Genomic DNA, 25,937 nt, shown 5'->3' on the forward strand with positions numbered 1-25,937 from the left:
TGCGCAATGTGCCTTATGCGGCAGACTATTCTACTGCGATTTCTTCCATGTCGTATACTTCAAAGATATCGCCCTCTTTAAGGTCGCTGAATTTCTCTAAAGTGATACCACATTCAAAGCCTTGGGCAACTTCCTTCACATCGTCCTTGAAGCGGCGCAGAGATTCGATAACGCCCTCGTGAACAACGATACCGTCACGGACAACACGAACCTTGGAGCTGTTGGTAACCTTGCCTTCAACTACATAGCAGCCGGCAATCTTCAGCTTGGAAATAGTAATCATCTGACGGATTTCTACGCGGCCTTGGATAACCTCTTTGAATTTAGGAGCAAGCATACCCTTGATAGCAGCCTCAACGTCGTTGATAGCGTCGTAAATAACGCGGTAGGTGCGTACGTCAACCTTCTCGGTTTCGGCAGCCTTGCGCGCGTTAGCGTCAGGACGAACGTTAAAGCCGATAATCAGAGCGTTGGCAGCGGATGCCAGCATTACGTCGGACTCGGTGATAGCGCCTACGCCTGCATGGACAACGGCAACCTTAACCTCATCGTTTTTGATTTTCTCCAGGGATGCCTTCAATGCTTCGATGGTACCCTGAACGTCAGCCTTAACAACGATGTTCAGCTCTTTGATTTCGCCTTCTTTAATGCGTTGGAACAGGTCATCCAGAGAAACCTTGGAGTTCAGCTTGATTTCCTCTTCCTTCTTCTTGGCGATACGTTTTTCGGCAACGCCGCGGGCAGTCTTTTCATCGGTGCTGTCCAGGATATCGCCGGCAGCCGGTACATCGTTCAGGCCCAGTACCTCTACAGGGGTAGAAGGCAGAGCCTTCTTAACCTTTTCGCCACGGTCATTGATCATTGCACGAACCTTACCATAGGAGGTGCCGGCAATAATGGTATCACCGATATGCAGAGTACCGCGTTGTACCAGTACGGTAGCAACCGGGCCGCGGCCTTTGTCCAGCTGTGCCTCGATGATGGTGCCGTGAGCAGGCAGATTCGGGTTAGCTTTCAGCTCCTGCATTTCAGCAACCAGCAGAATCATTTCCAGCAAGTCGCTGATGCCGGTTTTCTGATGTGCGGAAACAGGAACCATAATGGTGTCGCCGCCCCAATCCTCAGGAATGAGCTCATGCTCGGCCAGCTGTTGTTTAACGTGATCCGGATTTGCGCCCGGACGGTCGATTTTGTTGATAGCTACAATGATAGGTACCTTTGCAGCCTTAGCATGGTTGATAGCCTCGATGGTCTGCGGCATTACACCGTCATCTGCTGCTACAACCAGAATTGCAACGTCGGTTACCTGTGCGCCGCGGGCACGCATAGCGGTGAAAGCCTCATGGCCCGGGGTATCCAGGAATACAATCTGCTTGCCCTGGTAGTTTACCTTATAAGCACCGATGTGCTGGGTAATACCGCCGGCTTCGCGGGAAGTAACGTTGGTTTTGCGGATAGCGTCCAGCAAGGAGGTTTTACCATGGTCAACGTGACCCATAACGGTAATAACCGGCGGACGCGGAATGCGTTTTTCAGGCGGATCGTCAACCTCGGGAATCTCGGTCGGATCCTCTTCCGGAGCCTTCTGGCCAACCTCTACACCGAAGTTGTCGCCAATAAGCTGTGCGGTATCGAAATCGATATCCTGGTTGATGGTAACCATTACGCCCAACATAAACAGAGCCTTGATTACTTCATTAACCTCACGCTTAATGAGCTTGGAAAATTCCTGTACATTGATAGATTCGCCGATTTCAACGTAGGTCGGACGAACGATTTCTACCGGAGCCTGTTGTTGCTTCGGTGCGGGCTTCTTGCCGCCGCGGTTTACCGGCATCTGATGGCCGGCGCTGCGGTTCGGACGGCTTTCGCGGGTAGCGTAGCTGCCCTTAATCTGCGGCTTGTTGTCCTTACGGCTCTTGCCTGCGTTGCGACCGCCCTGACGGTTATCGCGACCGCCTTCGCTGCGACCGCTGCTGCGGCCTTCGCTGCGGCCACCGCTAACCTGTGCACGGCTTTCACCGTGTACGCTCGGGCCCTGCTGGCTCTTAGGACCTACAAAGATACCGCCCTGATGTTGCTGGCCATTGCGGTTACCCTGACGGTTGCCCTGACCGCCCTGCTGGCCATTGCGGTTTTGCGGACGACCTTCGTTACGGCCACCCTGGCCGCCTTGACGGTTGCCCTGCTGGCCACCGCGGTTCTGCTGCGGACGGCCTTCGTTGCGGCCGCCCTGACGATTTTCGTTACGCCCTTGTTGAGCGTTGTTGTTATTGCGTTGATTTTGTTGCATATTCCTCTGTCCGTTATTCCTATTCATATTGTTATCGTTTCTTTTAGCTGTAGCCTGCGGATGCGCAGGAGCAGCCGGTTTGCTGACATCACGTTTTTCCGTCTTCGCCGGTTTGGGCGGTTCTGGTTTTTTATCGTATGCTTTACGGATAACAGACATAGCCTTGTCATCAGCTGCACTAAAATTAGTTTTTTCGATATTATTTTTCTTCAACAGGTCAATGACCTCATTTACCGGTTTGCCATAATCCTTGGCAACCTCATATATTCTTTTATTACCCATTCATCCACCTCCAGACCAGATAATAAGAAGCAGACTCATCTGCGGAGCTTGCACAAGCTGCGCAGACAACTGTGATTTAAATCATTATTTTTTCAACAGCATGTTGGCAAAATTCGCATCGGTAATAGCCACAGCTATTCTCGGTCCTTTGCCGATTGCATAGCCCAGCTCATTGCGCGTCAACAGCTCAATTACCTGCACGCCTGCCATCTCTGCCAGGAAATAAATTTCCTTTTTTGAATTAGGGGCAGCATCTTGTGCCAAAACAAGTACCTTGACCTTGCCGCTTTTTAAGGCAGCACGCACAGCTACATCGCCGGAAGCGGTTTTGCCTGCCTTTTGCGCCAACCCTAAAGCAAAAGCAACATTATTGCCTGCCATGTTCGAAATCCTCCAGCAGCTGCTTGAGTACATCCTCACCGATAGGCTTTTCCAAAGCGCGCTCCAGACGTTTCTCCTTTACGGCCTTGGTAATGCATTCCTTATCGGGGCAGACATATGCGCCGCGTCCGTTCTTCTTGCCGGTGAGGTCAAGGCTGACCTCACCCTCAGGTGAACGTACAACGCGCAGCAGAGCCTTTTTATCCTTCATTTCATTGCAGCCTAAGCATTTACGCTGCGGAATTTTTTTTACCTTCATCATGCTTCTTCCACGGGAGCAGGCTCAGCAGCAGCCTCTTCAGCAGCCTGAGTTTCGCTCTTAATATCAATTTTCCAGCCGGTCAGCTTAGCAGCCAAGCGGGCATTTTGGCCTTCCTTGCCGATAGCCAGGGACAGCTGGTAATCCGGTACGACAACGCGGCAGATTTTATCTGCTTCGTTAACGGTTGTCTTAACAACCTTTGCCGGGCTCAGAGCATTGGCAACATATTGTGCCGGATCTTCACTGTATTTTACAATATCAATCTTTTCACCGCGCAACTCGTTGACAATAGTCTGCACACGCATGCCCTTGTGGCCTACGCAGGCACCTACCGGATCAACATTGCTGTCAGCGGTATATACGGAAATTTTGGAGCGCATACCTGGCTCGCGGGCAACGGATTTGATTTCAACAACACCGTCATGGATTTCCGGAACCTCCAGCTCAAACAGGCGCTTCAGCAGGCCGGGATGAGTGCGGGAAACCATAATCTGCGGTCCCTTGTTGGTGCGCTTAACCTCAACAATATAGGTTTTCATACGCTCATGGTATTGGTAGATTTCACCGGGAATCTGCTCGTTCGGAGTCAGCACAGCTTCAACCTTGCCCAAATCGATATAAACGTTTTGGTTTTCCATGCGCTCGATAATACCGGTAACGATATCATTGGCACGGCTTTGGAAGCGTTCATACACCTGTCCGCGCTCTGCCTCACGGATACGCTGTACAACAAACTGTTTAGCGTTTTGGGCAGCAATACGGCCGAAGTTTTTCGGTGTAACCTCAACCTCTACGATATCGCCTGCAAGATACTGCGGGTTGATTGCCTGAGCATCCTCCAGAGTCATTTCGTTAATGCCGTCAGCCTCGCCTTCAACAACAGTGCGCTGAGCATATACATGGATTTCACCGGTTTCTTTATTCATTTCAACACGGACATTCTGGTTTGTGCCTGTGTTCTTCTTGTAAGCAGCAACCAAAGCGTCATCAACAGCCTGGAACAAAAGCTCGGGGTCAATACCCTTTTCCTTTCCTAATTCCTGGATTGCTGAGATAAAATCTGCGTTCACTTAATAAGCCTCCTATTTCTTAAATTAAAAGTCTATATGCGGTCTGATATTCGCAATCAGCCTACGTTCAATGCGGTCAGGATTTTTGAATTCCTTACCTTTAATAATCTTTTTAACCTGTACAGCTTCGTCATCATGTGCTACCAGAATGCCGGTCAGATTTTTCATTCCCTCCCACGGAGTATAGAACATAATGTCAACCTTGGTGCCGTAGGCAGCTTCAAAGTCCTTGTCCTTCTTCAGCGGACGGTCAATGCCCGGAGAAGAAACCTCCAAAAAGTATTTGTCGGGAATAGGATCCTCTGCATCCAGAATCTCCGTCAGCTTTTCGCTCACCATCTGGCAGTCATCAATTTCAACTCCACCAGGCTTATCGAGAAAAATCCGTAGGTACCAGTCCTTTTCACGCACATATTCTACATCAACCAGAGTAAGCCCGGTATCCTGCAGAAGGGGTTCTACCATTGCGGTAATCAGTGCTTCAACTTCTTTTGCCTGCATCATTTTCACCTCCATATTAAGTTTTTCTTTCTGTATTAACCTTGCGGCCAACACCTGCCTCTGCCGCAAATGCGTCAGAAACATCATAATAAGCGGAAAGAGCGGGCTTTAAACCCACTCTTTCACAAGTCATACTTATTTTGGCTATCCTTATTATAGCATCTGTTGACAAGTCTTGCAAGTAGCTTACGCTATATCTAGTTATTATATGTTAAATTTTATACAGAAAAATGCTAAATCTGCCACGTAAAATGTATACACTGCGCTTTCCCTTGTCAGTGGCAAAAATATCTGCTACAGTAATACAGTAAACAGATAGAGATTGTGGAAAAAGTGTCAGTTTGGACAAGGGCGCTTTATCGACAAGCTTTTTATGAAAGGTGGTATTTTTATGTCCTATAATTTTGATGCTGCTGTTTCTCCCTTTATTAAAGCACTGCCTCCCTCCGGTCTGGCAAAGTTTCTTGATATTATGGCCGCTAACCCCAACATTGTGCCTCTCAGCGTCGGCGAACCCGATTTTGATATTCCGCAGGCTGTCAAGGATGCCGAAATCAACAGCATCTGCGAAGGCAAAAGCTGCTATACTCCTACGCTCGGCCTTTTGGAGCTGCGCGAAGCAATTGCGGATGATATCCATAAAAACTACGGCGTTAAATACGACCCGAAAACCGAAATCATGGTAACCGTCGGTGTCAGCGAAGCACTGTACACCACTATTACTACCATTATGCATCCCGATGACGAAATTATTCTTCCCGAGCCCTGCTACGTTGCCAACAAGGCCTGCGTTATTCTGGCAGGCGGCAAGCCTGTTTCCGTAGAAACCTATCAGGAAAACGGCTTTGTGCCTACCATCGAAGATTTGGAAAAGGCTGTTACGCCCAAGACCAAGGCTATTATGCTTGGCTATCCCAATAATCCGACCGGCGCTATTATGAGCAAGGAGCAGATTAAGGCTATCGGCGACTGGGCTGTAAAGCATGACCTGATTGTCATCAGTGACGAGCTTTATGCTCATCTTACCTACGGCGGCAAAACACACACCATGTTCACCTCCTTCCCGGAATTCCGCGACCGCACCATTATTTTCAACGGCTTCTCCAAGGCCTACGCTATGACCGGCCTGCGTCTTGGCTATATCATGGCACCGGCAGCAATCATCAACGCTATGAACATCCTGCATCAGTATGTTGTGCTCTGCCCCAACGTTACGGCACAGTACGGCGCGATTGCGGCACTGAAATACTGCCGTCAGGACGTTGACAATATGGTTGCCGAATACAGCCGCCGCCGTCAGATTATGATTGACGGCTTCCACAAGATGGGACTGCCGCTGTATGAGCCCGAAGGCGCCTTCTATGTTTTCCCCTGCATCAAGGAAACCGGCCTTTCCAGCATGGAATTTGTTGAAAAGCTGCTGGAGGAGCAGGAGGTTCTCGTAATCCCAGGCAATATCTTCGGTGCCGGTGGCGAAGGCTATATCCGTTGCTCCTATGCTTACAGTGAAGAAATCCTGCATAAGGCGTTGGAGCGCATCGCCCTCTTCGTAACGAAATACAGAAATCTGAACAAGGCGAAATAACTGTTATGCTGATTCAATATTAGACAAGTTCTTTTATCATATAGTATAATATACACAGCTGATAAAATATCAGCCGACGATTTTTGTATTTATCTAATCCCTTCCACTTCGTCTCACTCCTTCCGTGAGACACAAGGCAAAGAGAAAAGCACGGCATGTTCATGACCGTGTTTTTCTCTTTTTCAGCTGAAAAATCCATAGCATAAAAAGCTAAAGCTGCCAGCCTTCGGTCCAAGCCGGAGACGGCAGCTTTTTGCATAAAAGCATCTGCGTATAATTCTATCTTAAGTTAAAGCTTACTGCACGCGTAACGCGACAGCGTGCATTCTGCCCGTACTTGTCCTTGGCAGGACTGAAGCGCCATTTGTTGACTGCCGTCACAACGCTGTTATCCATAGCACCGTTGCCGGAGGAACCAACCACCGTTACATCCTCTACACTGCCGTCAGCACCCACCAGAATGCGTACAGTTACTACACCGGTTGCGCCGCTATTGCGTGCGGACGCAGGATATACAGGTGCGACCTCACGCAGCAGGCGTGGCGGCTTGACCGGCACGCCGCGGCCTTCGCCGCTGCCATTACCGCTGCCGTTGCCGCTTCCGCTGCCACTGCCGCTGCCTGTTCCGGTACCAGTGCCTGTACCTGTGCCGCTGCCGGCAGGAGCCTTCGGCCCGGGGGCTGCAGTCGCCTTTTTCCTGACAACTTTCTTTTGCGGTTTAGGCTTCAGCTTTTGGTCAATAATATCCTCCAAGCTTTGAATGATAGGCTCTTCCTGCTGTTCCGCCTGTTCGATTTCTTCCTCCTGAGCTTCAGCGCCGCCACCGCCGCCCTCCAAAGAAACCTCTAAAATTTCCGGAGGCGTATGCACAAAGCGGTAGCCGAAAATGCCAAGGCCGGCGGCAAGAACAAGATGCACAGCCAGAGCTACGGCAAAGCCCTTGCCAAATCGCTTTTGTTCGTCCTTCATTTGCTCTCACCTGTATCCGTAGCCAAACCGAAGCGTGTGACACCTGCTCCCTTCATTTTATCCATCAGCTGGATAATAGTTTTATAGGGCGCTTCGTCCTCTGCTCTGATAATAACAGAGAAGGAGGAATCATGCTTGCTTTCAATCGCAGCATTCTGAACCAGCATATCCATCTCGATTTTATTTTCATCAAGATAAAGGCTGCCATCCTTTTTAATCGTTACATTAAAGTTGCTCTTGCTGACATTCTCCGAATGCTTGGCAACCGGCAGGCGAATAGGAATCGTCTTGACCTCGCTCATATACATAGTGCTGACAATGAAAAATACCAGCAGCAGGAAAATCATATCAATCATTGGACTGAGCATGATTTCCGGTGACTTCATCACTCTTTTACGACGTCTGCGCATTTTTCAACACCGCCCCTCATTTACTCTGCTCGTTAGCTTTGAAAATATCAACCAACGTATCTGCGACCTCGTTGATATTCAGAGTTTCGGTTTTGATTTTACTTGTAAGATAAGCATGGATACACATACCCATAATGGCAATGCACAAGCCGAAAACAGTAGTAATCAATGCTTCGCCGATACCTGCGGTAACAGCCATCGGATTCTGTGTTCTTTCGTTCAAAGCGTTAAAAGAAGAAATCATACCGGTAATCGTACCGAGCAGACCGAGCATCGGCGAAAGACCGATAACAACGCTCAGATAGTTAATATTTTTTTCCAGACTGTCGATAATACGGTCTGCTTTAGTATAGACAATAGTTTCCAGACGCTGGCCGAGGTCACCCTTAATATCCAGAATTTCCTTAGCCATAGCAGCAGCCTCACCCTTGCTCTGCTCTGCCAGCTCACTGGCGCCAACCAGATTAAAGTCATTCATCATGCGGCAGAAGCTGCTCGCGAACTTTTCTCCGGAAATAGCCTTCTTATAGAAAAGATATCGTTCCACACCAATAGCAATAGCGGCAAAGGAACACATCAGCAGTGGCCACATGCAGGGACCACCCTTAACAAAATAATCAACAGCTCCGGCAAAAATACTCATACTTAAACCTTCTTTCAAAAAATAACGCTGCAATTTTTTTGCGGCAAATCGCAAGCTCATCATCCGCCTATACACAGCGGAAGGAAGTCGGCACAGCTCCCATATCTGATACTTGTTGCTATTTACTAGATGTTTATATTATAGCCTCTTTACTAATCTGCGTCAAGAAAACACAAACTATATAAACAAAGGCAGTACAGGAAAAATTCCCCGTACTGCCACAAGCTTTATGTTATTTGAAATACTTGGCGAAGGCCTGCGCCGCCGCCGACTGCACCTCTGCATTGAAGGCTGTATACCGCTCGAGCAGCAGGCGTCCCTCCGGCGTCAGCACGCTGCTGCCGCCGCTTTTGCCGCCTGCCGTGCTGCTGACCAGCGCAAAGCCCAGGTCTGCCTCCGCACGTCGCAGAATCTTCCACGCCTTGCTGGCCGACATCCCCATAGCCTTGTAGGCAGCACTCAGCGAACCGGTGGCCTCAATGCGCTGCAGAAGCTCCGCTACGCCCTTGCCGAAATCAATGCTTTCGTTATACACGCGCACCTTCACATGATAATGCTGCGGGTCTGCGTAGGTCATTTTACCACCCCTTGCCGAAGCCGCAGGCAGGATAGGTACACACTGCACAGTTCAGGCACAGTCCGCCCTCGCCCAAGGCCGCCAGCTCGTCGGCAGTGACGATGTCACAGGCCAGCACACGCGGCAGCACCAAATCAAAAACAGTGCGCTTAGCATACATCACACAGCCCGGCAGGCCCAGAACAGGCACCTGGTCTTCGCCGTAATACGACAGCAAAAACATGGCCCCAGGAAGCACCGGTGCACCATAGGAAACAATGCGTGCACCGGTGTTTTTTATTGCCAGCGGTGTGCGGTCATCCGGGTCAACGCTCATGCCGCCGGTGCAAAGCACCATTTCCGCGCCCTTTTCCTCAATCGCCGTTTTAATCGCAGCGGTAATCTGCTCCGGTTTGTCATCCAACACCTGCTTATAAACTACCTCTACGTTGAACTCGGCCAGCTTTTCCTCCAGCACGGGCGTAAAAGTATCCTTAATGCGTCCGTGGAATACCTCGCTGCCGGTTGCCAGTACGGCAGCCTTTTTGATTTTATACGGCAAAAGCTGCAGCAGCGGTTCATCACCGCAGAGCTCACGCACACGCTGCATCTTTTCCTTTTCGATAACCAGCGGAATAATGCGCGTACCACAGAGCTTATCGCCCTTTTTCACCGGCGTATTTCCGTGACGCGTCGCAATCATCATCTGTCCGAAGCTGTTCACCAGACGCAGACGCGCGCTGTCCACCTTAAACAGACCGTCGGCAGCGGCAGCCAGCTCAATCTTGCCCTCTTTCACAGGCGATTCATCCATCATGGTATTTTTGCAGATGTCACACAAAATGCGTGCAGCATCATTTTCGTGCAGCATGCTTTCGTCTGCCTCCCACACGTATAAATGCTCCTTGCCGATGGAAAGCAGCACCGGAATATCCTCCGGCTGCACCACATGTCCTTTGCGGAACACGGCATCCTTGGTAACACCCTTGATAATCTGTGTCAGGTCATGGCAGAGAACACTGCCGACCGCATCCTCAGTACGAATTAATTTCATGTTTATCTACCTCTTATTTAGCCTGCGCAAAGCCGTAGGCGGCAAAAATCTTCATAGCTTCTTCGGTCTGCAGGAAGGCAGCAAAATCCTTGGCAGCCTCAGCCTGCGGAGCCTTCGCCAGCACGCCGATAGGATAAATTACCGGCTTCTTTAAGGAGCCTGCCGGAGCTTCGGCAACAACAGTTACCTTGTCCTTCAAAAGCGCTGCATCGGTAGCGTAAACAAGGCCTGCATCGGCACTGCCTTCGGCAACCCAGTTCAGCACTTGTGTTACGTTAGTACCAAGGCTTACCTTGGACTGAATACCGTCCCATTGGCCCAGCTTGGTCAGCGCTTCCTTGGCATATTGGCCTGCAGGAACACTTGCCGGATCGCCGATAGCAGGATGCTTAGCCTTGCTGAAATCCTCAAAGCCTTTGATTTCGCTGCCACTTTTAGGCACAATCAGCACTAGCTTGTTTTCCAGCAGCGACTTCACCGTGCTTTTATCCATATAGCCCTTCTCGCTCAGCGCGTTCATCTGCTTGTTGGCCGCAGAAATAAACACATCCGCTGCCAGACCGCTTTCAATCTGTGCCTGCAGCTTGCCGCTGGCATCATATACGCCCTCAATTTTGATTTCCGGATGCTTTTGCTGATACATCGGAATGAGCTTTTGCGTAAATACCTTTTCCATGCTGGCAGCAGCAGCCAGACGCAGTGTTTTGCCGGCCTGCGGTGCAGCAGCCTGCTTAGCACTGCCGCCGCAGCCTGCAGCCATAACAGCTAACATCAAAGAAAATGCTAAGCATAAGAGTTTTTTCATTTTACTCCCCCTGTTGTTGTTTTGTTTTATATAAGTAAACATTAAGACCGATAACTACCAAAAGGCAGATGCCCACAATTACGGCCACATACCAGCCTGCGGCCTCCCAATCGCCTGCCGCGACGGCAAAATAAACCGCGAGCGGCAGTGTGCGTGTGCGTCCTGCGATATTGCCGGCAATCATCGCCGTGGCGCCGAATTCACCCAGACCGCGGGCGAAGGCCAGCAGACCGCCGGCAATAATGCCCGGCAGTGCATTCGGCAGATGAATGCGCCAGAAAATGCGCCATTCCGTCATGCCCAGTGAACGTGCCGCCTCTAGCATGCCCTTATCAACCTGCGATAAGGCTCCGCGTGCACTGCGGTACATAAGCGGCAGCGAAATTACCGCTGCTGCCAGCACCGTCGCCAGCCAACTGAAGGCTATTTTTATACCTGTCAGCTGATAAATAAGCTGGCCTAAAAAACGGTTGTTACCGAAAAAATATAAGAGAAAGAAGCCTGCTACCGTAGGAGGCAGCACCATCGGCAGTGTTATTACAGCGTCGGCAAAAATCTTCAAGCTTTGGCTCTGCAGCCGTTCCACCCACCAGGCAATAATTACGCCGATAAAGAAAACTATTATGATTGTTGCTGCCGCAGTATGCAGCGAAATCCACAGCGGTGACCAGTCAATTGCGCTCATTTTCTTGCACAGTCATGGGCGCTGCCCTTCAGGATACGCAGTCCATGCTTCAGCTGCGGCAAAACGATTGCCAACGCTTCCTCCACCGCTTTGGTGCTGCCCGGCAGATTCACAATCAGCGTCTGTCCGCGCACAACACTAACGCCGCGGCTCAGCATTGCCCTCCGCGTAATCTTCAGCGATTCCGCACGGATGGCCTCCGCAATACCGGGCACATTGCGTGTAGCCACCGCCATAGTTGCCTCCGGTGTAACATCACGCAGCGACAGGCCCGTGCCGCCTGTGGTGATAATCAGATCAACCTGTCTGCTGTCCGCCAGACGTATCAGCTCACGTTCGATTCTCTTCTGCGCGTCGGGAAGCAAAACCTGCTCCACAATTTCGTAGCCTGCCTCCGCCAACAACTGTGCTGCCCGCGGGCCGCTGGTATCGACACGCTCACCTGCTGCACCCTTATCCGAAAGCGTCATTACCGCCGCACGCAAAGGTGCGTCGGCTGCAGGCAGCGTCACCTCCAGCTCCATGCCGCTGCGCAGAACGCCGCCATGCTCTACCGTAGCAAAAACGCCCTCACGCGGCATAATGCAGTCGCCCACACGCGCAAAAATCGTGCAGTGGCTGTGGCATTCCTTGCCAATCTGCGTCAGCTTCATCACTACGTCACCACTGCGCATGATGCTGCCTACCGGCAGCTTTTTGAAGTCGATACCGCTTACGAGAATATTTTCACCGAAGGCACCGATAGCGGCATCACCGCCGCGCGCATTGAATTCATCCACCTTTTCCGCACTCAGCAAACTCACCTGACGGTGCCATTTCCCGGCGTGAGCATCACCCTCGATGCCGAAATTTTCTTTGAGGACAATCTCATTAACCGGATGCTTTTCTGTACCCTTCTTTTTACTGATACATACAGCTTTAATTATACCCTTTATGCTTGCTTCCATACAAAATCACCGCTCTTTCCGCCCGCTTTGCTCAGCAGATGCACATCTGTAATCACCATTGCCTTGTCCACAGCCTTGCACATATCGTAAATCGTCAGCAAGGCAATCTGTACGCCTGTCAGCGCCTCCATCTCCACGCCTGTCTTGCCCGTAGTTTTTACCAGGCATTGCGCCTGTACGGCATAGCTGCCGTTTTCCGCCAACAGCTCAAAATCTACCGTGCACTTCGTCAGCTGCAGCAGATGGCACAACGGAATCAGCTCACTGGTGCGCTTGGCCGCCATAATTCCCGCGACGCGCGCCACGCCCAGCACATCACCCTTGGCCATACTGCCGGCAGCAATTTTTTCATATATCTCTCTGCTTACGCAGATTTTTCCCTGCGCCACGGCAACCCTCGCGGTGTCAGCCTTGTCGCTGACATCCACCATCAGAGCATTGCCGGCAGCGTCAAAATGTGTAAATTCACTCATTGTCTGCTCCTCCAAAGCTTGTATTTATCCGCCTATCTGGCTCATATTAAAGCGCGCTGCTTTTACATCAAAGCTGTGTCCCGCAGGCTTAGCGTAAATAATCTCCTGCATCGCCTGCAGCAAATCAGCATCACTTGCACCGTCACGCAGCAAGCGCTTGAGGTTCATGCCCTCGTTACAGTAAAGACAGGGCTTCAGCATGCCCACGGAGGTAAGACGCGCCCTGTTACAGACAGCGCAGAATTTATTGTGCAGCGGTTCGATAAAGCCCACCGGCATTGCATAACCGCTGATGCGCCAATAGCTTGCAGGACCGTTGCCGTAGCACTGTGCGTCTGGCTGCAGCTGCAGGCCTGACTGCTCCAGTTGACTACGGATTTCACTGCCGCTCACTCCTCGCAGATCAGCGTTGCAGTCTAGCGGCATCAGCTCAATGAAGCGCAGTGGTGCATTATATTTGTCTGCTAGCTGCAGCAGCGCCATGATATCCGCAAAACCGTTCTCCGCCAAAGGCACGCAATTCAGCTTGAACGGAATCCCTGCAGACTGCAGCTCCTGCAGTGCCTGCAAAACGCTGCTCAGTCTGCCGCCGGTAAGCTCTGTATAATACGCCGCTTCCAGCGTGTCCAAACTAACGTTAATGCTGTCCACACCCGCTGCGATAAGCGCAGGCAGCTGCTGCACCAGCAGTGTGCCGTTCGTCGTCAGCGTTACCTGCTCCACACCTTCCATTTGCTTCAGTCTGGCGATAAAATCACTGCAGCCCTTGCGCAGCAAAGGCTCGCCGCCGGTGATTTTGAATTTGCGGATGCCAAGCTGCAGCGCAACGCGGCAGATGCGCAAAAGCTCCTCATAGCGCAATATTTCGTTATGCGGCACATGCTCACTCACCTCCGGCTGACAATAGCGGCAATGCAGATTGCAGCGGTCGGTAAGGGAAATGCGCAGGTAATCTATTTTGCGGTTGTATTGGTCATACATGATTGTAGTCCTTTTTTACGTGAATTGAAATTAGTTTACAAAGCGTGAACAAAGAGTATCCCAACCCTTCCGTCTGCTCGCTATGCTCGCATCCACCTCCCCTTTCAGGGGAGATATAATTGTATTTTGAAACTCTAACTTTTATATGCTCCCTGAAAGGGAGCTGGCATCGCCGTAGGCGATGACTGAGGGTTGTGCTGCGATATATTAATTGCTCGTTAAGGCTTTGAGCTAACCTGTTTGTGTTCTGCTGTCCTTCTTGCCTGCCCCTTGCACTCTTCGAGTCGAGTATAACACGACCAGCATTTTTCATTTTATGAAAAATGGGTCTTAGTATAGGGAATGTGCCGAACACAGTGAGGCGAAAGGTGGCAAAGCGCTCCATCGTCACTCTCACCCGAGAATAACGCCTGCCAAAACAAATGTGGTCTTGCAACCACATTTGTTTTCAGCTTATTAAAATCTTATTCTTCGTCAACGCCCATAGCAATTTTTTCCGGGGTAATCGGCAGCGTCATGAAGCGCTTACCGGTTGCCTGATAAATTGCGTCGGCAATCGCCGGAGCCGGAGTATTGATTACCAGCTCGCCCACGGATTTGGCACCGAAGGGACCGCTTTCCTCATAGCTGCTGGCAAAGTCAACATAGATATGACCGATATCCTCACGGCAGGGAACCTTATATTGCATGAAGGAGTTTTCGTAAATACGTCCCTTGGGGCTGTAGGTTACGTTTTCCATCAGCGCCATGCCGATGCCCTGCAGAATGCCACCCTCAGTCTGCACCTTCGCCAGATGCGGGTTAACAGGAGTACCGCAGTCAACAGATGCGTAGAAGTTCACAACCTGTGCCTCACCTGTCAGCAGGTCGGTTTCAACCTCAGCCACACCGGCCATAAACGGCGGCGGGGACAGCACGCTGTTTTGCTCCACGGTTTCTTCCAGAGCGATATCATTATTCACCATGGAAGCAGTGGCGATATCAAAGAGGCTTACAGCCTTGTCGCTGACGGTATCACGCACCTCGCGTCCGTCAAAAACAACCTGATCCGTACCGCATTCCAGCATACGTGCGCCCAGCTGGCAAATCTTCCCGCGCAAACGCTGTGCGCAGATTTCTACGGCCTTGCCGGTAATATATGTTGTACTGGATGCGTAGGAACCGGAGTCATACGGAGACGCGTCGGTATCCGCACCGAATACGGTAATGTTATCATAATCACATTCCAAAACCTCTGCTGCCATCTGCGCCAGAACGGTATCGCAGCCGGTGCCCATATCAGCAGCACCGATCAGCAGTGTGTAATGTCCCTCGTCGTTAATTTTGAGGGTAGCACCGCCGACGTCGCAGTAAGGAATGGAGCTGCCCTGCATTGCGATAGCCACACCCATTGTGCGTACCTTGCCGTCAGGCAGCTGCTGCAGCGGGAACTTCTGCTCCCAGCCGCTCATCTCGCGTACCTGCTCCAGGCAGCGGTCCAACGCACAGCTTGTGTTGGGCGCACCATAATAAGCAGGCATAATATCGCCCTCACGCGTAATATTCATCTCGCGCAGCTTAATCGGGTCCATTTTCAGACGTGCTGCCAGCTCGTTCACAGCGGACTCCACAGCAAAAATTCCCTGAGGAGCGCCATAACCGCGGTATGCGCCTGCGGCCTGCAGGTTGGTGTAAACTACGTCAAAGCCGAAGCGGAAGGCCTCGGTACGGTACAGAGGAATAGACTTGTGACCGGAAAGGCCGACGGTCGTGGGACCATGCTCGCCGTAAGCACCGGTATTGGAAAGAGTATATAAATCAATCGCGCGGATTTTGCCTTCTTTAGTAGCACCAAGACGCACGCGCACCTCCATCTCGTGGCGCGGGCTGGAAGCTATATGACATTCATAACGCGAGAAAATCATCTTACTCTGCTTTTTTGTTTTCCAGGTAACAAAGGCCGGATACATTTCGCTGACACAGCTCTGCTTAGCGCCGAAGCCGCCACCGATACGCGGTTTAACCACGCGTACCATGGTTTTGGGGATATGCAGCGCGTTCGCAATAATGCGGCGGCAATGGAAAACTATCTGCGTAGAGCTGAGGATATTCAGACGGCCGTAGGTATCAATGGAACAGTAGGTTACGAACGGCTCCATCATATCCTGCTGCACAGCCTTGGTGTGAGTTGTCTGGTCGATAACAACATCGCATTCCGCCAGAATCTTATCAACCTCACCGTCCTCGATAACCTCATGGGCACACAGGTTGCGCTTATTGTCGGCACCAACCGGGCAGTTCGCCTTCCAGGTATCCTCCGGATGCACGAGCACAGGGTTATCCAGCGCAGTGCGGAAGTCAAGCACTGCGTCCAACAGCTGATATTTTACTTTAATCAAAGACAGCGCCTTGTCGACAGCCTTTTCCGTTTTGCCAGCAACAATCGCTACAATGTCACCCACAAAGCGTACATGACGGTCCAGCAGCAGGCGGTCATAGGGACTCGGTTCGGGATAGGTCTGGCCTGCATAGGTGCAGCGCTCGCCGTCCTGGTCCACATCCTCCCAGGTATAAATTGCTTCGATATCAGGCACCTTGGCTGCAATCGCGGTGTTAATGCTTTCAATAATAGCATTCGCATGCGGAGAGCGCAGCACCTTGACAAGCAGGCAGTCGTTCGGCACCAGGTCATCGGTATAGACAGGCTGGCCTGTCACCAGCTGCATAGCATCCTTTTTGCGGTAGGATTGGTTAACTATTTTCATCTGCAGCTCCCCTCCTTATGCCTGCGCCTGAGCTTTTTTCCAGGCGATGAAATTCTGAATTCCGCGCAGCTGTCCCTCATAGCCGGAGCAACGGCACAGGTTGCCTGCCAGAAATTCCTTGATTTCTTCTTCCGTAGGCTCGCTGTTTTCACGCAGCAACGCAATCGCGTTCATAATCATGCCGGGGTTGCAGAAGCCGCACTGCTCCGCGCCCTGGTCGGCAATAAAGGCACCGAACTGCGCTGCCTCCTGCTGCAGTCCTTCCATCGTTACGATGCTGTGGCCTGCAGCACGAGCTGCCAAAACAGCACAGGAAAGCACCGGCTTATCATCCATAAACACCGTGCATAAACCGCAGTTGGTAGTGTCACAGCCGCGCTTTACGCTGTAGCAGCCTTCCTTGCGCAGAAAATCGAGTAAAACTGTATCAGCTTCCACCATACGAGTCAGCTTTTTGCCATTTAAGGTTAAGGTTATCTCCATCAGTCCTTACCTCCCAGTTCTGTTAAACATCTTGCTGTCAGCACCTTAATCAGGTGTGTACGATACTCAGCACTGCCACGCGGATTAGTTTCCGTCGGCAATAAGCCTGCAGCATATTCCGCAAAGGCCTGTGCCTTCTCGGCAGTCATAGGCAGAGTTGCGAGCTGCTCTGCATCCTTCACCAGCGCAGCCTTCGCCGGGCGTGCGCCCACTGCAACCTGCACGCCTTCCTGCGTCAGCGCCGCCACGCAGGTCAGCACCGGAAAGTCGGTTTTGCTGATACGCACGGATTTATAGCTGTAATGCGCCGCAGTCTTTTTAACAATAATGCGCACCAGAATATCTCTGTCATACGGCATATTCACAAAATCTGCCAACGGCACGATACCGCCCTTGTATAATTCCACATAGCTGTCCATTACCAAAAGCAGTGTCAGCACATCCGAAAAGCCGAAGCGGCCGAACACACTGCCGCCTACGGTAGCAAGATTACGGAACTGCACACCTACAATATGGCGCAGCGCCTCCTTATTTGCTCCCTCACTGTAGGCGGTAAAGCCTTCATGCAGCTCTAGCCGGCGCAAGCTCACCATCGCACCGATGCGGAATTCTGTTTCAGTTTCCTCTATTGTATCAAGGCCTAAAGCCGACAAATCAATCGCTGTCTGCACATTGCCCTTGCTCAGGCGCATCCACAGCATACCGCCAAGCACGCGGTTAGGACGCTTCTGGTTCAGCTGCCAGGCCTCCTCCAGCGTTGCTGCCTGCTTATATTCACGAATTGTCAACATATACTGCCCTCCTGTTCTTTTTTTATTGCATACCTATTCCATTATATTTTACCATATTTTTTCTATACTTGAAAAGATAAAAAATGCACATTGGCTCATAAGTTACATTCTTCTAAGACATAAGAAAAAATGGATGCCTCTCTGTAAAGCAAGAGAAGCATCCACACTTAAAGTTTTGTTATTCAGATTTAAAAGCCTGCTTATTTGCCTTTTTTAGCACCCTGACGGCGGTTGCTGCCGGTTTTGGGAGCCTTGCGCTTGTCAACAACTGAATTACGTCCGCGCTTAGGTCCTGCGGGCTTTTTCTTTTTGGCAGCCACAGCAACGCGACGTGCCACAACACCGCCCTCCAGGTTTTGGCGTTCCATCAGAATTCCCAGCTTGGTTTCGATATTACGCAGCCATTTAACCTCGTCGGCAGTATAAAGCGTAATTGCTTCGCCCTCATTGCCTGCACGTCCGGTACGGCCGATACGGTGAACATACCAGTCGACATCATGCGGAATATCGTAGTTCACAACATGGGTTACGCCCTCAACGTCCAATCCGCGGGCAGCCAAATCGCTGGCAACCAGAATTTGAATCTTAGCATCACGGAAGGCCTTCATAACAGTTTTGCGCTTTGCGGGAGACATTTCGCCATGCAGTACATCAACATTGTAGCCCTGCATGCCCAGCCAGTCGCCCAGCTCCTTGGTGCGCTCCTTGCTCATGCAGAAAACAATCATCAGATAAGGATTCAGGCGGTCAATGAGCGCTGCCACAGCCTTATTCTTGTATTCGTCGGTTGTTTTCAGGCAAATCTGCTTGATTTTCTCAACAGTAGCCTGGTCAGGATTGATATCAATCAGCGCGCAGTTTTTCGTCAGCTTGCGTCCCAGCTTGCGCACCTCTTCCGACAGAGTTGCGGAGCAAAGCATCGTCTGATGCTCCGGCGCAGTCATAGCAATCAGCTCCAGCGCTTCATCCATAAAGCCCTGCTGGAGCATTTCGTCAACCTCATCCAGTACCAGATAGCGCACGCCGCCAAGGTCGGTGTTGCCCTTGCGGATATGGTCCAGCAGACGGCCGGGAGTACCGATCAGCACATGGCTGCGTCCCTCCAGCTTATATTTTTGCGTTTCGAAATCGCGTCCGCCGGTAACAGCCAGCACCTTGATATCGCTTTCGCCCAGGATTTTTTTCATTTCGGTAGCAATCTGCTGTGCCAGCTCACGCGTCGGCGTAATTACCAATGCCTGCACATAGCTTTTGGCAGTATCGATTTTTTCTGCCAGCGGCACCAAGAACGCCAGTGTCTTGCCTGTACCTGTCTGCGCACGGGCGATTACATCACGTCCGGCAAACAGCGCCGGGATAGCCTGCTCCTGTACCGGCATCGGCTTTTTGATGCCCATTTTCTGAAGCTGCTCTACGGTGTGGGCACAAACCTTTAAGGCTGCAAATCCATTTGTCATTTCACATTCCTCTTTTCCTCTAAAATTTATCTTCTGACCTTATGGTCGTTTTTCTCTATAACTTTAGTATTATATCATAAATCAGGCAGGAACGGAAAGATGCAGGCAAATTTTTCTGCTGCATATGATTGCTATAGCCTGAGAACTATCTCTGATTTTTATAATAAAGCATATAAAAATGCTTAGGCAAACAAATTGTACATGCGACAAAAGGCTCCTGCCGGCGATTGCTGACAGGAGCCTTGACTTATTCAATTTATTCAGCCTATCAAGCTGATATTTGCTTTTACATTACGCCTCTGAAATAGTGGCCTCTTGTAGTACCCGGCAGATTTTCCGGTGCCTCCACCGCACCGCCGAGAATCTTGCGGTACAGCGCCACAAGCTCGCCCAGACGCGCCGCATCGTAATCACGGCCGTCAATTCTCAGCGCAACCACGCCTGCTTCCGCCATATGCTGCACATTGGCAGTCATCGAAAGCTCATGTGCGTTCAGAATATGCATGCGGCAGAACTGGTCCGTAACAATCGGGAAGCGTGCATCCTTGCGGTCACCAAGGAACAAAGGCTCTGCACAGTTAAACTTGCAGGCACCCTTATCCAGCGCACCCAGGAAGCTGCCGCCTACGCAGTATTCGGAAACCATCATTTCCAAACGTCCCTGAATCATGCACTCCAACGGCAGCGGGCTGACGCTCACAAGATGCTCAACCTGCGCCATGGTCAGCTCGGGGCTGAGCACTGCGCCTGCAGCGCCCTGCTCCTGCCAAAACTGCAGTGTCTGGCTATTGAAGATGTTCAAAGACATATCTGCTACCAAATTGAGTGCAGCATGCTTCTTCGCCAATGGCCACAAGCCGTTGTTGTTTATGTAAACAAAATCCGGCTGCAGCTCTTCCCACAGAGTGAAGAGCTTGTCGAAATATGCCAGCTGTGCTTCTTTAATGATACGCGGAGTAGCAAAGGCCAGCTGACGGCCTGCCTTGCGCACCAGCTTGGCAGCCTTAGCATAATCCGCCTCGGACGGCAGCTGATGATTGAAGCAGTCACCGCCGAAAAGAATGCGTTCAGCACCTGCCTGCAGCGCAGCATTGACCTTCTCAACGCTGTCGCAATGCACTACCAGAACGGATTCATGCTGTTTAGCCTTATGTGCCTGCGGCACTAATTGCTCGCTGAAGCTGTGCACCGCTGTGCGCGCCGGTGCGAAGGCATTCAGACGCGCTGCATCCAGTGCCTCGCATGCCATACGGCGTGCTTCGTTCATTTCGCTCATCGGCACCATAACATTTTCATCATGCTCAAAGATCAGGCTGTTCAGGAAATATTCAGTCGTACCGAGGCGGTCCAGCTGCTTGCGCACACCGGCCTCATCCAGCGCACGCTTGCGTGCTGCCTCTACGATAAAATCGGTTTCTCCGTAGCCTACGTTGCCTTCAACATCCGTCAGCGTAACGGTCATAGGCTCGCCCAAACGTGCAGTAACAACGGCATCTACCGGAATGCGTTTTTTGGCGTCCGGTCCGAAGAACTGCTGCGCATAGCTCATCAATCTGCTGTCGAGCGTACGGAAAACGCGGTCATTCAAACGTACTCCGTTAGGCACATCAATCGTTACCTGCTGTCCGGTGGCAGCGCTCTGCACACTATTGCCGCCACACAGCATATCCGTAACAGTGGTGCCCACACGTCCGCCCACGCTTACCCAGAACTCCAAGCCATCGCCCAGATGCAGCTCCTTATCCAGCTTGATAACTGCCTTATTACGGTTTTTATCCAGCTTCGCTACACGGCCGATAAGCACGCCGCGGTTGTTGGGACGGCGGTCGCTCATCATCGTGCGTCCAGGACGACGCTCCAGATAAGCGGTGGTAAAGTCACGGTTGAAGATTTGCTCGATATTCGCCAAATCCTCCTCCGGCACGTTGTAGTCACCGGCAAGATAGCTGTCAATCGCACGGCGGTAAGCATCTACTACTACCGCAACATATTCGGGGCGCTTCATGCGTCCTTCGATTTTGTAGGACACAACGCCTGCGTCAATCAGCTGCGGCAAAATGCTCAAGGTATTCATATCCTTGGGGCTCAGCAGATACTGGCCTGCATCCTTGCCCTGCAGCATATCCTCATCCTTCGCGTTGAGCAGCTTATACGGCAAACGGCAAGGCTGGGCACAGCGTCCGCGGTTGCCGCTGCGGCCGCCGATAAGACTGCTCATCAGGCATTGACCGCTGTAGCATACGCACAAAGCGCCATGGATAAAGGTTTCGATTTCACTGCCTCGGCTGCAGGCTGCACCGATTTCCTTCAGGCTCAGCTCGCGCGCCAATACGCTGCGCTCCATGCCTGCGCCCATAGCGAAGTCTACACCGCTGCTGTTGGTAATGCTCATCTGCGTGCTGGCATGCAGCGGCAGTTCCGGCACAATTTTTTTCGCCAGGCGGATAACGCCCAAATCCTGCACAATGAGTCCGTCTACGCCTACGTTATTCAAAAACAGCAGGTAAGCGGATAAAGCCTCCAGCTCGCTGTCATCAACCAAAGTATTGACGGTAATATACAGGCGCACATGGTGCATATGCGCAAAATACACCGCCTTCGCCATTTCCTCTTCATCAAAATTGCTGGCATAGGCACGTGCGCCAAAGGCTTTACCGCCCATATATACAGCATCGGAGCCGGCGTTTACCGCTGCCTCCAATGCTTCCCAGCTACCTGCGGGAGCAAGCAGTTCTATTGTTTTCTTTTCCATATGTTATCTACCTTTCACGCACTGCTGCCAGCAGTCTGTCGTATCTGGCCTGCAGGCTTTGCAGCTCTTCTGCCAGCACAGCATTTCTTTGCTGCATTTCCAGCTCGAGCGCAGCATATTTTTCCTGCATTTTCTGTTCTGCTGCTGCGCATTTTTGCTGCAGCTCCTGCTCCATCGCAGCGCATTTTTCCTGCATTTTTTGCTCCGCTGCCACGGATTGCTGCTGCATTTCCTGTTTCAGAGCAACGCATTTTTCCTGCAGTTCCAGTCTGTCTGCAGCCAGGTCAAGCGCCGTCCAGATGGCGATTTTATCTGTCTGCAGCAGCTTTTTGCTTTCTGCCAGCTCTTGCATTCTTCTGTCTACCTCTGCTGCTATTTTCAGCACCTGTTCTTCGGAAGCAGAGGTCGTTAATGCATAGGTACTATTATATATTTTTACAGAAACTGATGCTTTTTCCATAAACACATCCTCTAGCTTATTCTGCGATAACGGTAAAGTTAAAGCTCTGCAGGCTCATTTTTTCCCAAGAGCGCTTGTAATCCATGCGGATATTATAGGTACCGGGCTTTGTAACTGCCAGCACCAGAATTTCAACGCCGGGCGCACCCATTCTTTCCTCGTCACCACGCGGAATGGTAAACGAGCTGCCTACCTTGCTTACTGCCGGTGAGCTGCAGGCAAATTGCCAGCCGTAGCCGGTGGAAGGATTGCTGTCCAGCTTCAGCGCCATCAGTCCGCTTGCAGGCAGACGCAGTGTTTTGCCTGCAGCCTTATCGGTAATTTTTGCCAGCTGCAGCAGGCGTCCCGCTTCGCCGATGCGCAGAGAGGTAACTACATCCCTGTAGGGCACAAAGCTGCTATAGGCAGTATTTTTTTTGCTGCGCACAAACAAGCCCTCTTCGCCGAAGAGCACATTATCATAATTGCCTAAGGCAGCCTTTACATTATCATTATCGACAAAGAAATCCGTAACCTCGAACTCCTTGCCGGTGGTCAAATCAAGATTCAGTCCGGCATATGCCTTGCGTCCGCCGTTGTCTGCCTCCAGCAGCAGGCTCACCATACTCGGACGGTTCAGCATCACCTTATAGGTTACACTTCCCTGACCGCCTACCTCTTTTACCAGCTTAGCTGCAGCGTCGCGCACCATAGCGTTGGCCTGTTTTTCCAGCTCTGCGGAATTACTGCCATCGATGTAGGGCAGCGTTGCCGTTGCCTTGCCTACAGAGGTCTGTTCGGTAAGCACCGTAGTCTGCTGGTCTGCCAGCACCGGCAGAGATAAACATAAGCATAATAATGTTGTCAACAGGATTTTCATAGCCTGCAGCTCCTTTCCAAAAGCAATGTTCCAAGCCTTGAACCTCTTGGTAAAAATTAAGCAGGAAGAAAAGCCCTCCTGCTCAATTAAAGCAATCGCGCTAAAACAAGCCGCCAATCGCTATTTTACAATCATAAACTTTTAATGAACTCAACAGCCTTTTCCAGACGTGCCAGAGTTCTTTCCTTACCCAGCAGAACCATAACGTCAAACATACCGGGGCTTACGGTGCGTCCGGTCAGAGCCAGACGAGTCGGATGGATAACCTTGCCCAGAGCCAGACCGTTATCGGCAGCAATCTTATTGTATGCTGCTTCGGTAGAAGCCAGGTCATATACATCATCAGCTTTAATTGCTGCAATGCACTGCTCCAGAACAGGAATATTTTCTGCCTTGAAGTGCTTAGCTACACCCTTTTCATCATATTCTTCAACATCCTTGAAGAAGTAAGTGGAAGCATCGGCAACCTCCTGCAGAGTTTTAACGCGTACACGTACAACGTCTACGAGCTTTTCAAAGTATGCTTCGTTGGCAGCATCGTTGAACCATTCTTCGGTTACCAAGCCGTCTTTAACGAAGAAGGGCTTAGCATCCGGCAGAATTTTTTCCAGCGGCAGCTCGGACAGATATTGGCCGTTCATCCAGGTGAGCTTTTTGGTGTCATAAATAGCAGCCTTTTTGCTCATCTGCTCCAGCTCAAACAGCTTAACAGTTTCTTCCAAAGTGAAGATTTCGCGTTCATCGCCGGGGCCCCAGCCAAGCAGAGTAAGATAATTGATGATAGCTTCCGGCAGATAGCCTTGGCTACGGAATTCTTCAACGGAGGTTGCGCCGTGACGTTTGCTCAGCTTGGAACGGTCCATAGCCAGAATCATCGGCATATGACCGAACTTAGGCGGCTCCCAACCCAGTGCTTCGTAAACCAGCAGCTGCTTCGGAGTGTTGGAAAGATGCTCCTCGGCACGCAGTACGTGAGTCATGCCCATCAGATGGTCATCGACACAAACAGCGAAGTTATAGGTAGGAATACCGTTGGATTTTACAATTACGAAATCGTCGAACTGGTCCATGTTAAAGGTAACTTCGCCATGAATCAGGTCATGAACGGTGATGCTGCCTTCGGCAGGAATCTTGATACGGATGGAATACGGTTCGCCTGCAGCAATGCGTGCTTTAGCCTCCTCTGCCGGAATATCGCGGCAGGTACGTGCATAACGGAACGGTTGCTTAGCAGCGCGTTGTTTTTCGCGTTGTGCAGCCAGATCCTCGGTAGTGCAGAAGCAGTAGTATGCTTTGCCTTCGTCCAACAGCTGCTGAGCATATTTTTTGTAAATATCAAAGCGCTCGGACTGATAGTAAGGACCGTATTCGCCGCCGGCCTCCGGGCCTTCATCCCAGTTGATGCCCAACCATTTCAGGCTGGTAAGGATTTGGCTTACGGAATCCTCTTTCAGGCGTTCAATATCGGTATCCTCGATACGCAGAATCAGCTTACCGCCCATTTTGCGGGCAAACAGCCAGTTAAACAGCGCAGTACGCGCACCACCAATATGTAAATACCCAGTAGGACTGGGAGCAAATCTTACTCTGACTTCAGACATTTCATCGTCTCCTTACATTTTAATTACAAATATAGATTGTCAATCAGACTAATTATACAGCTTTGAAGAAAAAAGTGCAAATATTAATCTGCGTTGCCGCCGTTTTTTATTTTTCTTCATGATTTAAAGAAAAAGCAAATCCAAAAGACTTCGTTCATAGAAAACTGCTTTTATTGCTATTATTTCGCATTTTTTCGTTTGTCTAACCGCCGTTTTCGTATTATAATATTGTAATGAAGTAAATAAAAGGAGGATGCTTATGTGCCAAACCCCAGATTGGTCCGTCGGTGACCGCTATCTGCGTGAAAACGTTCCAGAGCTCGCCCCGTTAGTTGACCGTTATTCGCCCTGTCCGTTAAAACCAAAATCTAAAGAGGTTTATTTTACTATATTACTGACCGGTATTATTGCCCAACAGCTGCCGCCTGATGTCAGCCAGCAGCTGATGAAAAAGCTCGAAGGCCTCACCGGCAATCCCATTACACCGCAGGCAGTGCTTGCTGCTTCCGCCGAGGACCTGCTCAGCATCGGTCTTGTTAAGCAAAAGGTGGATTACCTGCGCAGCTTTGCCGAAGCAGTGATCAACGGCAGCGTAACCATGGATAAGTTCGATGATATGACCGACAGCCAGATTACCAAGCAGCTGATGCAAATCCGCGGCCTCGGCCAATGGACCATCGAAATGTTTCTGCTGCTGGCTCTGTGCCGCACAGACGTTGTACCCAGTGCTGACTTCATCTTCAAAAAAGAGCTGCAGAAAATGCTTAATCTGAGCGAAATTCCCAAACGCGGCAAAATCAATACGCTTACGGAAACATGGCGTCCCTGGCGCTCGCTCGCAGTGTGGTATATCTGGCAAAAAGCTAACGATAGCGAAAAAAAATAACACAAAA

The 25,937-nt window shown here is 50.9% G+C and carries 25 protein-coding genes; 2 read left to right on the forward strand and 23 right to left on the reverse strand.

The genetic code is table 11. The annotated features are described in order from the left end of the window. Window positions 1–25 precede the first annotated feature (25 nt). From infB to rimP, 5 genes are all read right to left on the reverse strand, one after another. Window positions 26–2,575 (reverse strand): translation initiation factor IF-2, encoded by a 2,550-nt coding sequence (gene infB, locus KAH19_RS10515; RefSeq protein WP_210684550.1) that lies wholly within the window; start codon window positions 2,573–2,575, stop codon window positions 26–28. An 84-nt stretch (window positions 2,576–2,659) separates the two neighbouring features. Then, on the reverse strand, window positions 2,660–2,956 hold the full coding sequence (locus KAH19_RS10520) for a ribosomal L7Ae/L30e/S12e/Gadd45 family protein (protein ID WP_009145248.1): 297 nt from the start codon (window positions 2,954–2,956) through the stop codon (window positions 2,660–2,662). Beyond that, a complete protein-coding gene (gene rnpM, locus KAH19_RS10525) occupies window positions 2,943–3,215 on the reverse strand; it encodes an RNase P modulator RnpM (RefSeq protein WP_365688225.1) in 273 nt (90 codons plus the stop codon). The genes KAH19_RS10520 and rnpM overlap by 14 nt, the downstream gene beginning before the upstream one ends. Next, the gene (gene nusA, locus KAH19_RS10530) at window positions 3,215–4,288 is read right to left on the reverse strand and encodes a transcription termination factor NusA (RefSeq protein ID WP_210684552.1); all 1,074 of its coding nucleotides are present in this window, start codon (window positions 4,286–4,288) and stop codon (window positions 3,215–3,217) included. Before nusA ends, rnpM begins: the two co-directional genes overlap by 1 nt. A gap of 24 nt (window positions 4,289–4,312) precedes the next feature. After that, the gene (rimP, locus tag KAH19_RS10535; RefSeq protein WP_246869372.1) at window positions 4,313–4,792 is read right to left on the reverse strand and encodes a ribosome maturation factor RimP; all 480 of its coding nucleotides are present in this window, start codon (window positions 4,790–4,792) and stop codon (window positions 4,313–4,315) included. Window positions 4,793–5,180: 388 nt separating this feature from the next. Here rimP and KAH19_RS10540 point away from each other — a divergent pair, with 388 nt between their 5' ends. Further along, complete coding sequence (locus KAH19_RS10540) at window positions 5,181–6,374, forward strand: pyridoxal phosphate-dependent aminotransferase (protein ID WP_210684553.1); 1,194 nt, start codon at window positions 5,181–5,183, stop codon at window positions 6,372–6,374. Window positions 6,375–6,653: 279 nt separating this feature from the next. Here KAH19_RS10540 and KAH19_RS10545 read toward each other — a convergent pair whose 3' ends face one another. The 18 genes from KAH19_RS10545 to gltX form a co-directional block, all read right to left on the reverse strand. Beyond that, the gene (locus KAH19_RS10545; protein ID WP_210684554.1) at window positions 6,654–7,343 is read right to left on the reverse strand and encodes an energy transducer TonB; all 690 of its coding nucleotides are present in this window, start codon (window positions 7,341–7,343) and stop codon (window positions 6,654–6,656) included. After that, a complete protein-coding gene (locus KAH19_RS10550) occupies window positions 7,340–7,753 on the reverse strand; it encodes a biopolymer transporter ExbD (RefSeq protein WP_021720231.1) in 414 nt (137 codons plus the stop codon). The genes KAH19_RS10545 and KAH19_RS10550 overlap by 4 nt, the downstream gene beginning before the upstream one ends. A gap of 16 nt (window positions 7,754–7,769) precedes the next feature. After that, on the reverse strand, window positions 7,770–8,396 hold the full coding sequence (locus tag KAH19_RS10555) for a MotA/TolQ/ExbB proton channel family protein (RefSeq protein ID WP_009145240.1): 627 nt from the start codon (window positions 8,394–8,396) through the stop codon (window positions 7,770–7,772). Window positions 8,397–8,628: 232 nt separating this feature from the next. Continuing rightward, complete coding sequence (locus KAH19_RS10560) at window positions 8,629–8,973, reverse strand: winged helix-turn-helix domain-containing protein (protein WP_021720233.1); 345 nt, start codon at window positions 8,971–8,973, stop codon at window positions 8,629–8,631. 1 nt (window position 8,974) lies between these two features. Then, complete coding sequence (locus KAH19_RS10565) at window positions 8,975–10,006, reverse strand: molybdopterin-binding protein (protein WP_210684555.1); 1,032 nt, start codon at window positions 10,004–10,006, stop codon at window positions 8,975–8,977. 13 nt (window positions 10,007–10,019) lie between these two features. Then, entirely contained in the window at window positions 10,020–10,811 is a 792-nt protein-coding gene (modA, locus tag KAH19_RS10570; protein WP_210684556.1) for a molybdate ABC transporter substrate-binding protein, read from the reverse strand. A 1-nt stretch (window position 10,812) separates the two neighbouring features. Beyond that, on the reverse strand, window positions 10,813–11,487 hold the full coding sequence (modB, locus tag KAH19_RS10575; RefSeq protein WP_371816707.1) for a molybdate ABC transporter permease subunit: 675 nt from the start codon (window positions 11,485–11,487) through the stop codon (window positions 10,813–10,815). A gap of 5 nt (window positions 11,488–11,492) precedes the next feature. Further along, window positions 11,493–12,443, reverse strand: coding sequence for an MOSC domain-containing protein (locus KAH19_RS10580; RefSeq protein ID WP_210684558.1), 951 nt, complete (start codon window positions 12,441–12,443; stop codon window positions 11,493–11,495). Then, window positions 12,428–12,916 carry a cyclic pyranopterin monophosphate synthase MoaC gene (gene moaC / locus KAH19_RS10585; RefSeq protein ID WP_210684559.1) on the reverse strand — a complete coding sequence of 163 codons (489 nt, stop codon included), beginning with the start codon at window positions 12,914–12,916 and terminating at the stop codon, window positions 12,428–12,430. Before moaC ends, KAH19_RS10580 begins: the two co-directional genes overlap by 16 nt. Before the next feature lie 24 nt (window positions 12,917–12,940). Then, the gene (gene moaA, locus KAH19_RS10590; protein WP_210684560.1) at window positions 12,941–13,897 is read right to left on the reverse strand and encodes a GTP 3',8-cyclase MoaA; all 957 of its coding nucleotides are present in this window, start codon (window positions 13,895–13,897) and stop codon (window positions 12,941–12,943) included. A 464-nt stretch (window positions 13,898–14,361) separates the two neighbouring features. Further along, window positions 14,362–16,641, reverse strand: a complete 2,280-nt coding sequence (locus KAH19_RS10595; protein WP_210684561.1) for a xanthine dehydrogenase family protein molybdopterin-binding subunit — start codon at window positions 16,639–16,641, stop codon at window positions 14,362–14,364. Between the two features lie 15 nt (window positions 16,642–16,656). After that, window positions 16,657–17,124, reverse strand: coding sequence for a (2Fe-2S)-binding protein (locus tag KAH19_RS10600; protein ID WP_210684562.1), 468 nt, complete (start codon window positions 17,122–17,124; stop codon window positions 16,657–16,659). Then, on the reverse strand, window positions 17,124–17,915 hold the full coding sequence (locus tag KAH19_RS10605; protein WP_210684563.1) for a xanthine dehydrogenase family protein subunit M: 792 nt from the start codon (window positions 17,913–17,915) through the stop codon (window positions 17,124–17,126). The genes KAH19_RS10600 and KAH19_RS10605 overlap by 1 nt, the downstream gene beginning before the upstream one ends. Before the next feature lie 200 nt (window positions 17,916–18,115). Further along, a complete protein-coding gene (locus KAH19_RS10610) occupies window positions 18,116–19,372 on the reverse strand; it encodes a DEAD/DEAH box helicase (RefSeq protein WP_210684564.1) in 1,257 nt (418 codons plus the stop codon). A 286-nt stretch (window positions 19,373–19,658) separates the two neighbouring features. After that, window positions 19,659–22,124: a DUF3656 domain-containing protein gene (locus KAH19_RS10615; protein ID WP_210684565.1), complete on the reverse strand. Its 2,466-nt coding sequence runs from the start codon at window positions 22,122–22,124 to the stop codon at window positions 19,659–19,661. 7 nt (window positions 22,125–22,131) lie between these two features. After that, window positions 22,132–22,584 carry a cell division protein ZapA gene (gene zapA, locus KAH19_RS10620; RefSeq protein WP_210684566.1) on the reverse strand — a complete coding sequence of 151 codons (453 nt, stop codon included), beginning with the start codon at window positions 22,582–22,584 and terminating at the stop codon, window positions 22,132–22,134. Between the two features lie 16 nt (window positions 22,585–22,600). Further along, window positions 22,601–23,443: a protease inhibitor I42 family protein gene (locus KAH19_RS10625; RefSeq protein WP_210684567.1), complete on the reverse strand. Its 843-nt coding sequence runs from the start codon at window positions 23,441–23,443 to the stop codon at window positions 22,601–22,603. A gap of 131 nt (window positions 23,444–23,574) precedes the next feature. Next, complete coding sequence (gltX, locus tag KAH19_RS10630) at window positions 23,575–25,044, reverse strand: glutamate--tRNA ligase (protein WP_009145224.1); 1,470 nt, start codon at window positions 25,042–25,044, stop codon at window positions 23,575–23,577. 259 nt (window positions 25,045–25,303) lie between these two features. Here gltX and KAH19_RS10635 point away from each other — a divergent pair, with 259 nt between their 5' ends. Continuing rightward, a complete protein-coding gene (locus KAH19_RS10635) occupies window positions 25,304–25,930 on the forward strand; it encodes a DNA-3-methyladenine glycosylase (protein WP_210684568.1) in 627 nt (208 codons plus the stop codon). Window positions 25,931–25,937 lie beyond the last annotated feature (7 nt).

It is taken from the genome of Phascolarctobacterium sp. Marseille-Q4147, from assembly GCF_017968825.1.
Lineage (GTDB): Bacteria > Bacillota > Negativicutes > Acidaminococcales > Acidaminococcaceae > Phascolarctobacterium_A.

Bases quoted from the DNA above. Each gene is read 5' to 3' on its own strand.
- KAH19_RS10615 (WP_210684565.1), bottom strand. From the start codon at position 22,124: ATGGAAAAGAAAACAATAGAACTGCTTGCTCCCGCAGGTAGCTGGGAA.
- KAH19_RS10605 (WP_210684563.1), bottom strand. From the start codon at position 17,915: ATGTTGACAATTCGTGAATATAAGCAGGCAGCAACGCTGGAGGAGGCC.
- KAH19_RS10520 (WP_009145248.1), bottom strand. From the start codon at position 2,956: ATGGCAGGCAATAATGTTGCTTTTGCTTTAGGGTTGGCGCAAAAGGCA.
- KAH19_RS10600 (WP_210684562.1), bottom strand. From the start codon at position 17,124: ATGGAGATAACCTTAACCTTAAATGGCAAAAAGCTGACTCGTATGGTG.
- KAH19_RS10580 (WP_210684558.1), bottom strand. From the start codon at position 12,443: ATGGAAGCAAGCATAAAGGGTATAATTAAAGCTGTATGTATCAGTAAA.
- rimP (WP_246869372.1), bottom strand. From the start codon at position 4,792: ATGATGCAGGCAAAAGAAGTTGAAGCACTGATTACCGCAATGGTAGAA.
- KAH19_RS10550 (WP_021720231.1), bottom strand. From the start codon at position 7,753: ATGCGCAGACGTCGTAAAAGAGTGATGAAGTCACCGGAAATCATGCTC.
- KAH19_RS10595 (WP_210684561.1), bottom strand. From the start codon at position 16,641: ATGAAAATAGTTAACCAATCCTACCGCAAAAAGGATGCTATGCAGCTG.
- infB (WP_210684550.1), bottom strand. From the start codon at position 2,575: ATGGGTAATAAAAGAATATATGAGGTTGCCAAGGATTATGGCAAACCG.
- moaC (WP_210684559.1), bottom strand. From the start codon at position 12,916: ATGAGTGAATTTACACATTTTGACGCTGCCGGCAATGCTCTGATGGTG.
- zapA (WP_210684566.1), bottom strand. From the start codon at position 22,584: ATGGAAAAAGCATCAGTTTCTGTAAAAATATATAATAGTACCTATGCA.
- KAH19_RS10565 (WP_210684555.1), bottom strand. From the start codon at position 10,006: ATGAAATTAATTCGTACTGAGGATGCGGTCGGCAGTGTTCTCTGCCAT.
- modA (WP_210684556.1), bottom strand. From the start codon at position 10,811: ATGAAAAAACTCTTATGCTTAGCATTTTCTTTGATGTTAGCTGTTATG.
- KAH19_RS10540 (WP_210684553.1), top strand. From the start codon at position 5,181: ATGTCCTATAATTTTGATGCTGCTGTTTCTCCCTTTATTAAAGCACTG.
- KAH19_RS10555 (WP_009145240.1), bottom strand. From the start codon at position 8,396: ATGAGTATTTTTGCCGGAGCTGTTGATTATTTTGTTAAGGGTGGTCCC.
- KAH19_RS10560 (WP_021720233.1), bottom strand. From the start codon at position 8,973: ATGACCTACGCAGACCCGCAGCATTATCATGTGAAGGTGCGCGTGTAT.
- KAH19_RS10635 (WP_210684568.1), top strand. From the start codon at position 25,304: ATGTGCCAAACCCCAGATTGGTCCGTCGGTGACCGCTATCTGCGTGAA.
- rnpM (WP_365688225.1), bottom strand. From the start codon at position 3,215: ATGAAGGTAAAAAAAATTCCGCAGCGTAAATGCTTAGGCTGCAATGAA.
- KAH19_RS10610 (WP_210684564.1), bottom strand. From the start codon at position 19,372: ATGACAAATGGATTTGCAGCCTTAAAGGTTTGTGCCCACACCGTAGAG.
- moaA (WP_210684560.1), bottom strand. From the start codon at position 13,897: ATGTATGACCAATACAACCGCAAAATAGATTACCTGCGCATTTCCCTT.
- KAH19_RS10625 (WP_210684567.1), bottom strand. From the start codon at position 23,443: ATGAAAATCCTGTTGACAACATTATTATGCTTATGTTTATCTCTGCCG.
- gltX (WP_009145224.1), bottom strand. From the start codon at position 25,044: ATGTCTGAAGTCAGAGTAAGATTTGCTCCCAGTCCTACTGGGTATTTA.
- KAH19_RS10545 (WP_210684554.1), bottom strand. From the start codon at position 7,343: ATGAAGGACGAACAAAAGCGATTTGGCAAGGGCTTTGCCGTAGCTCTG.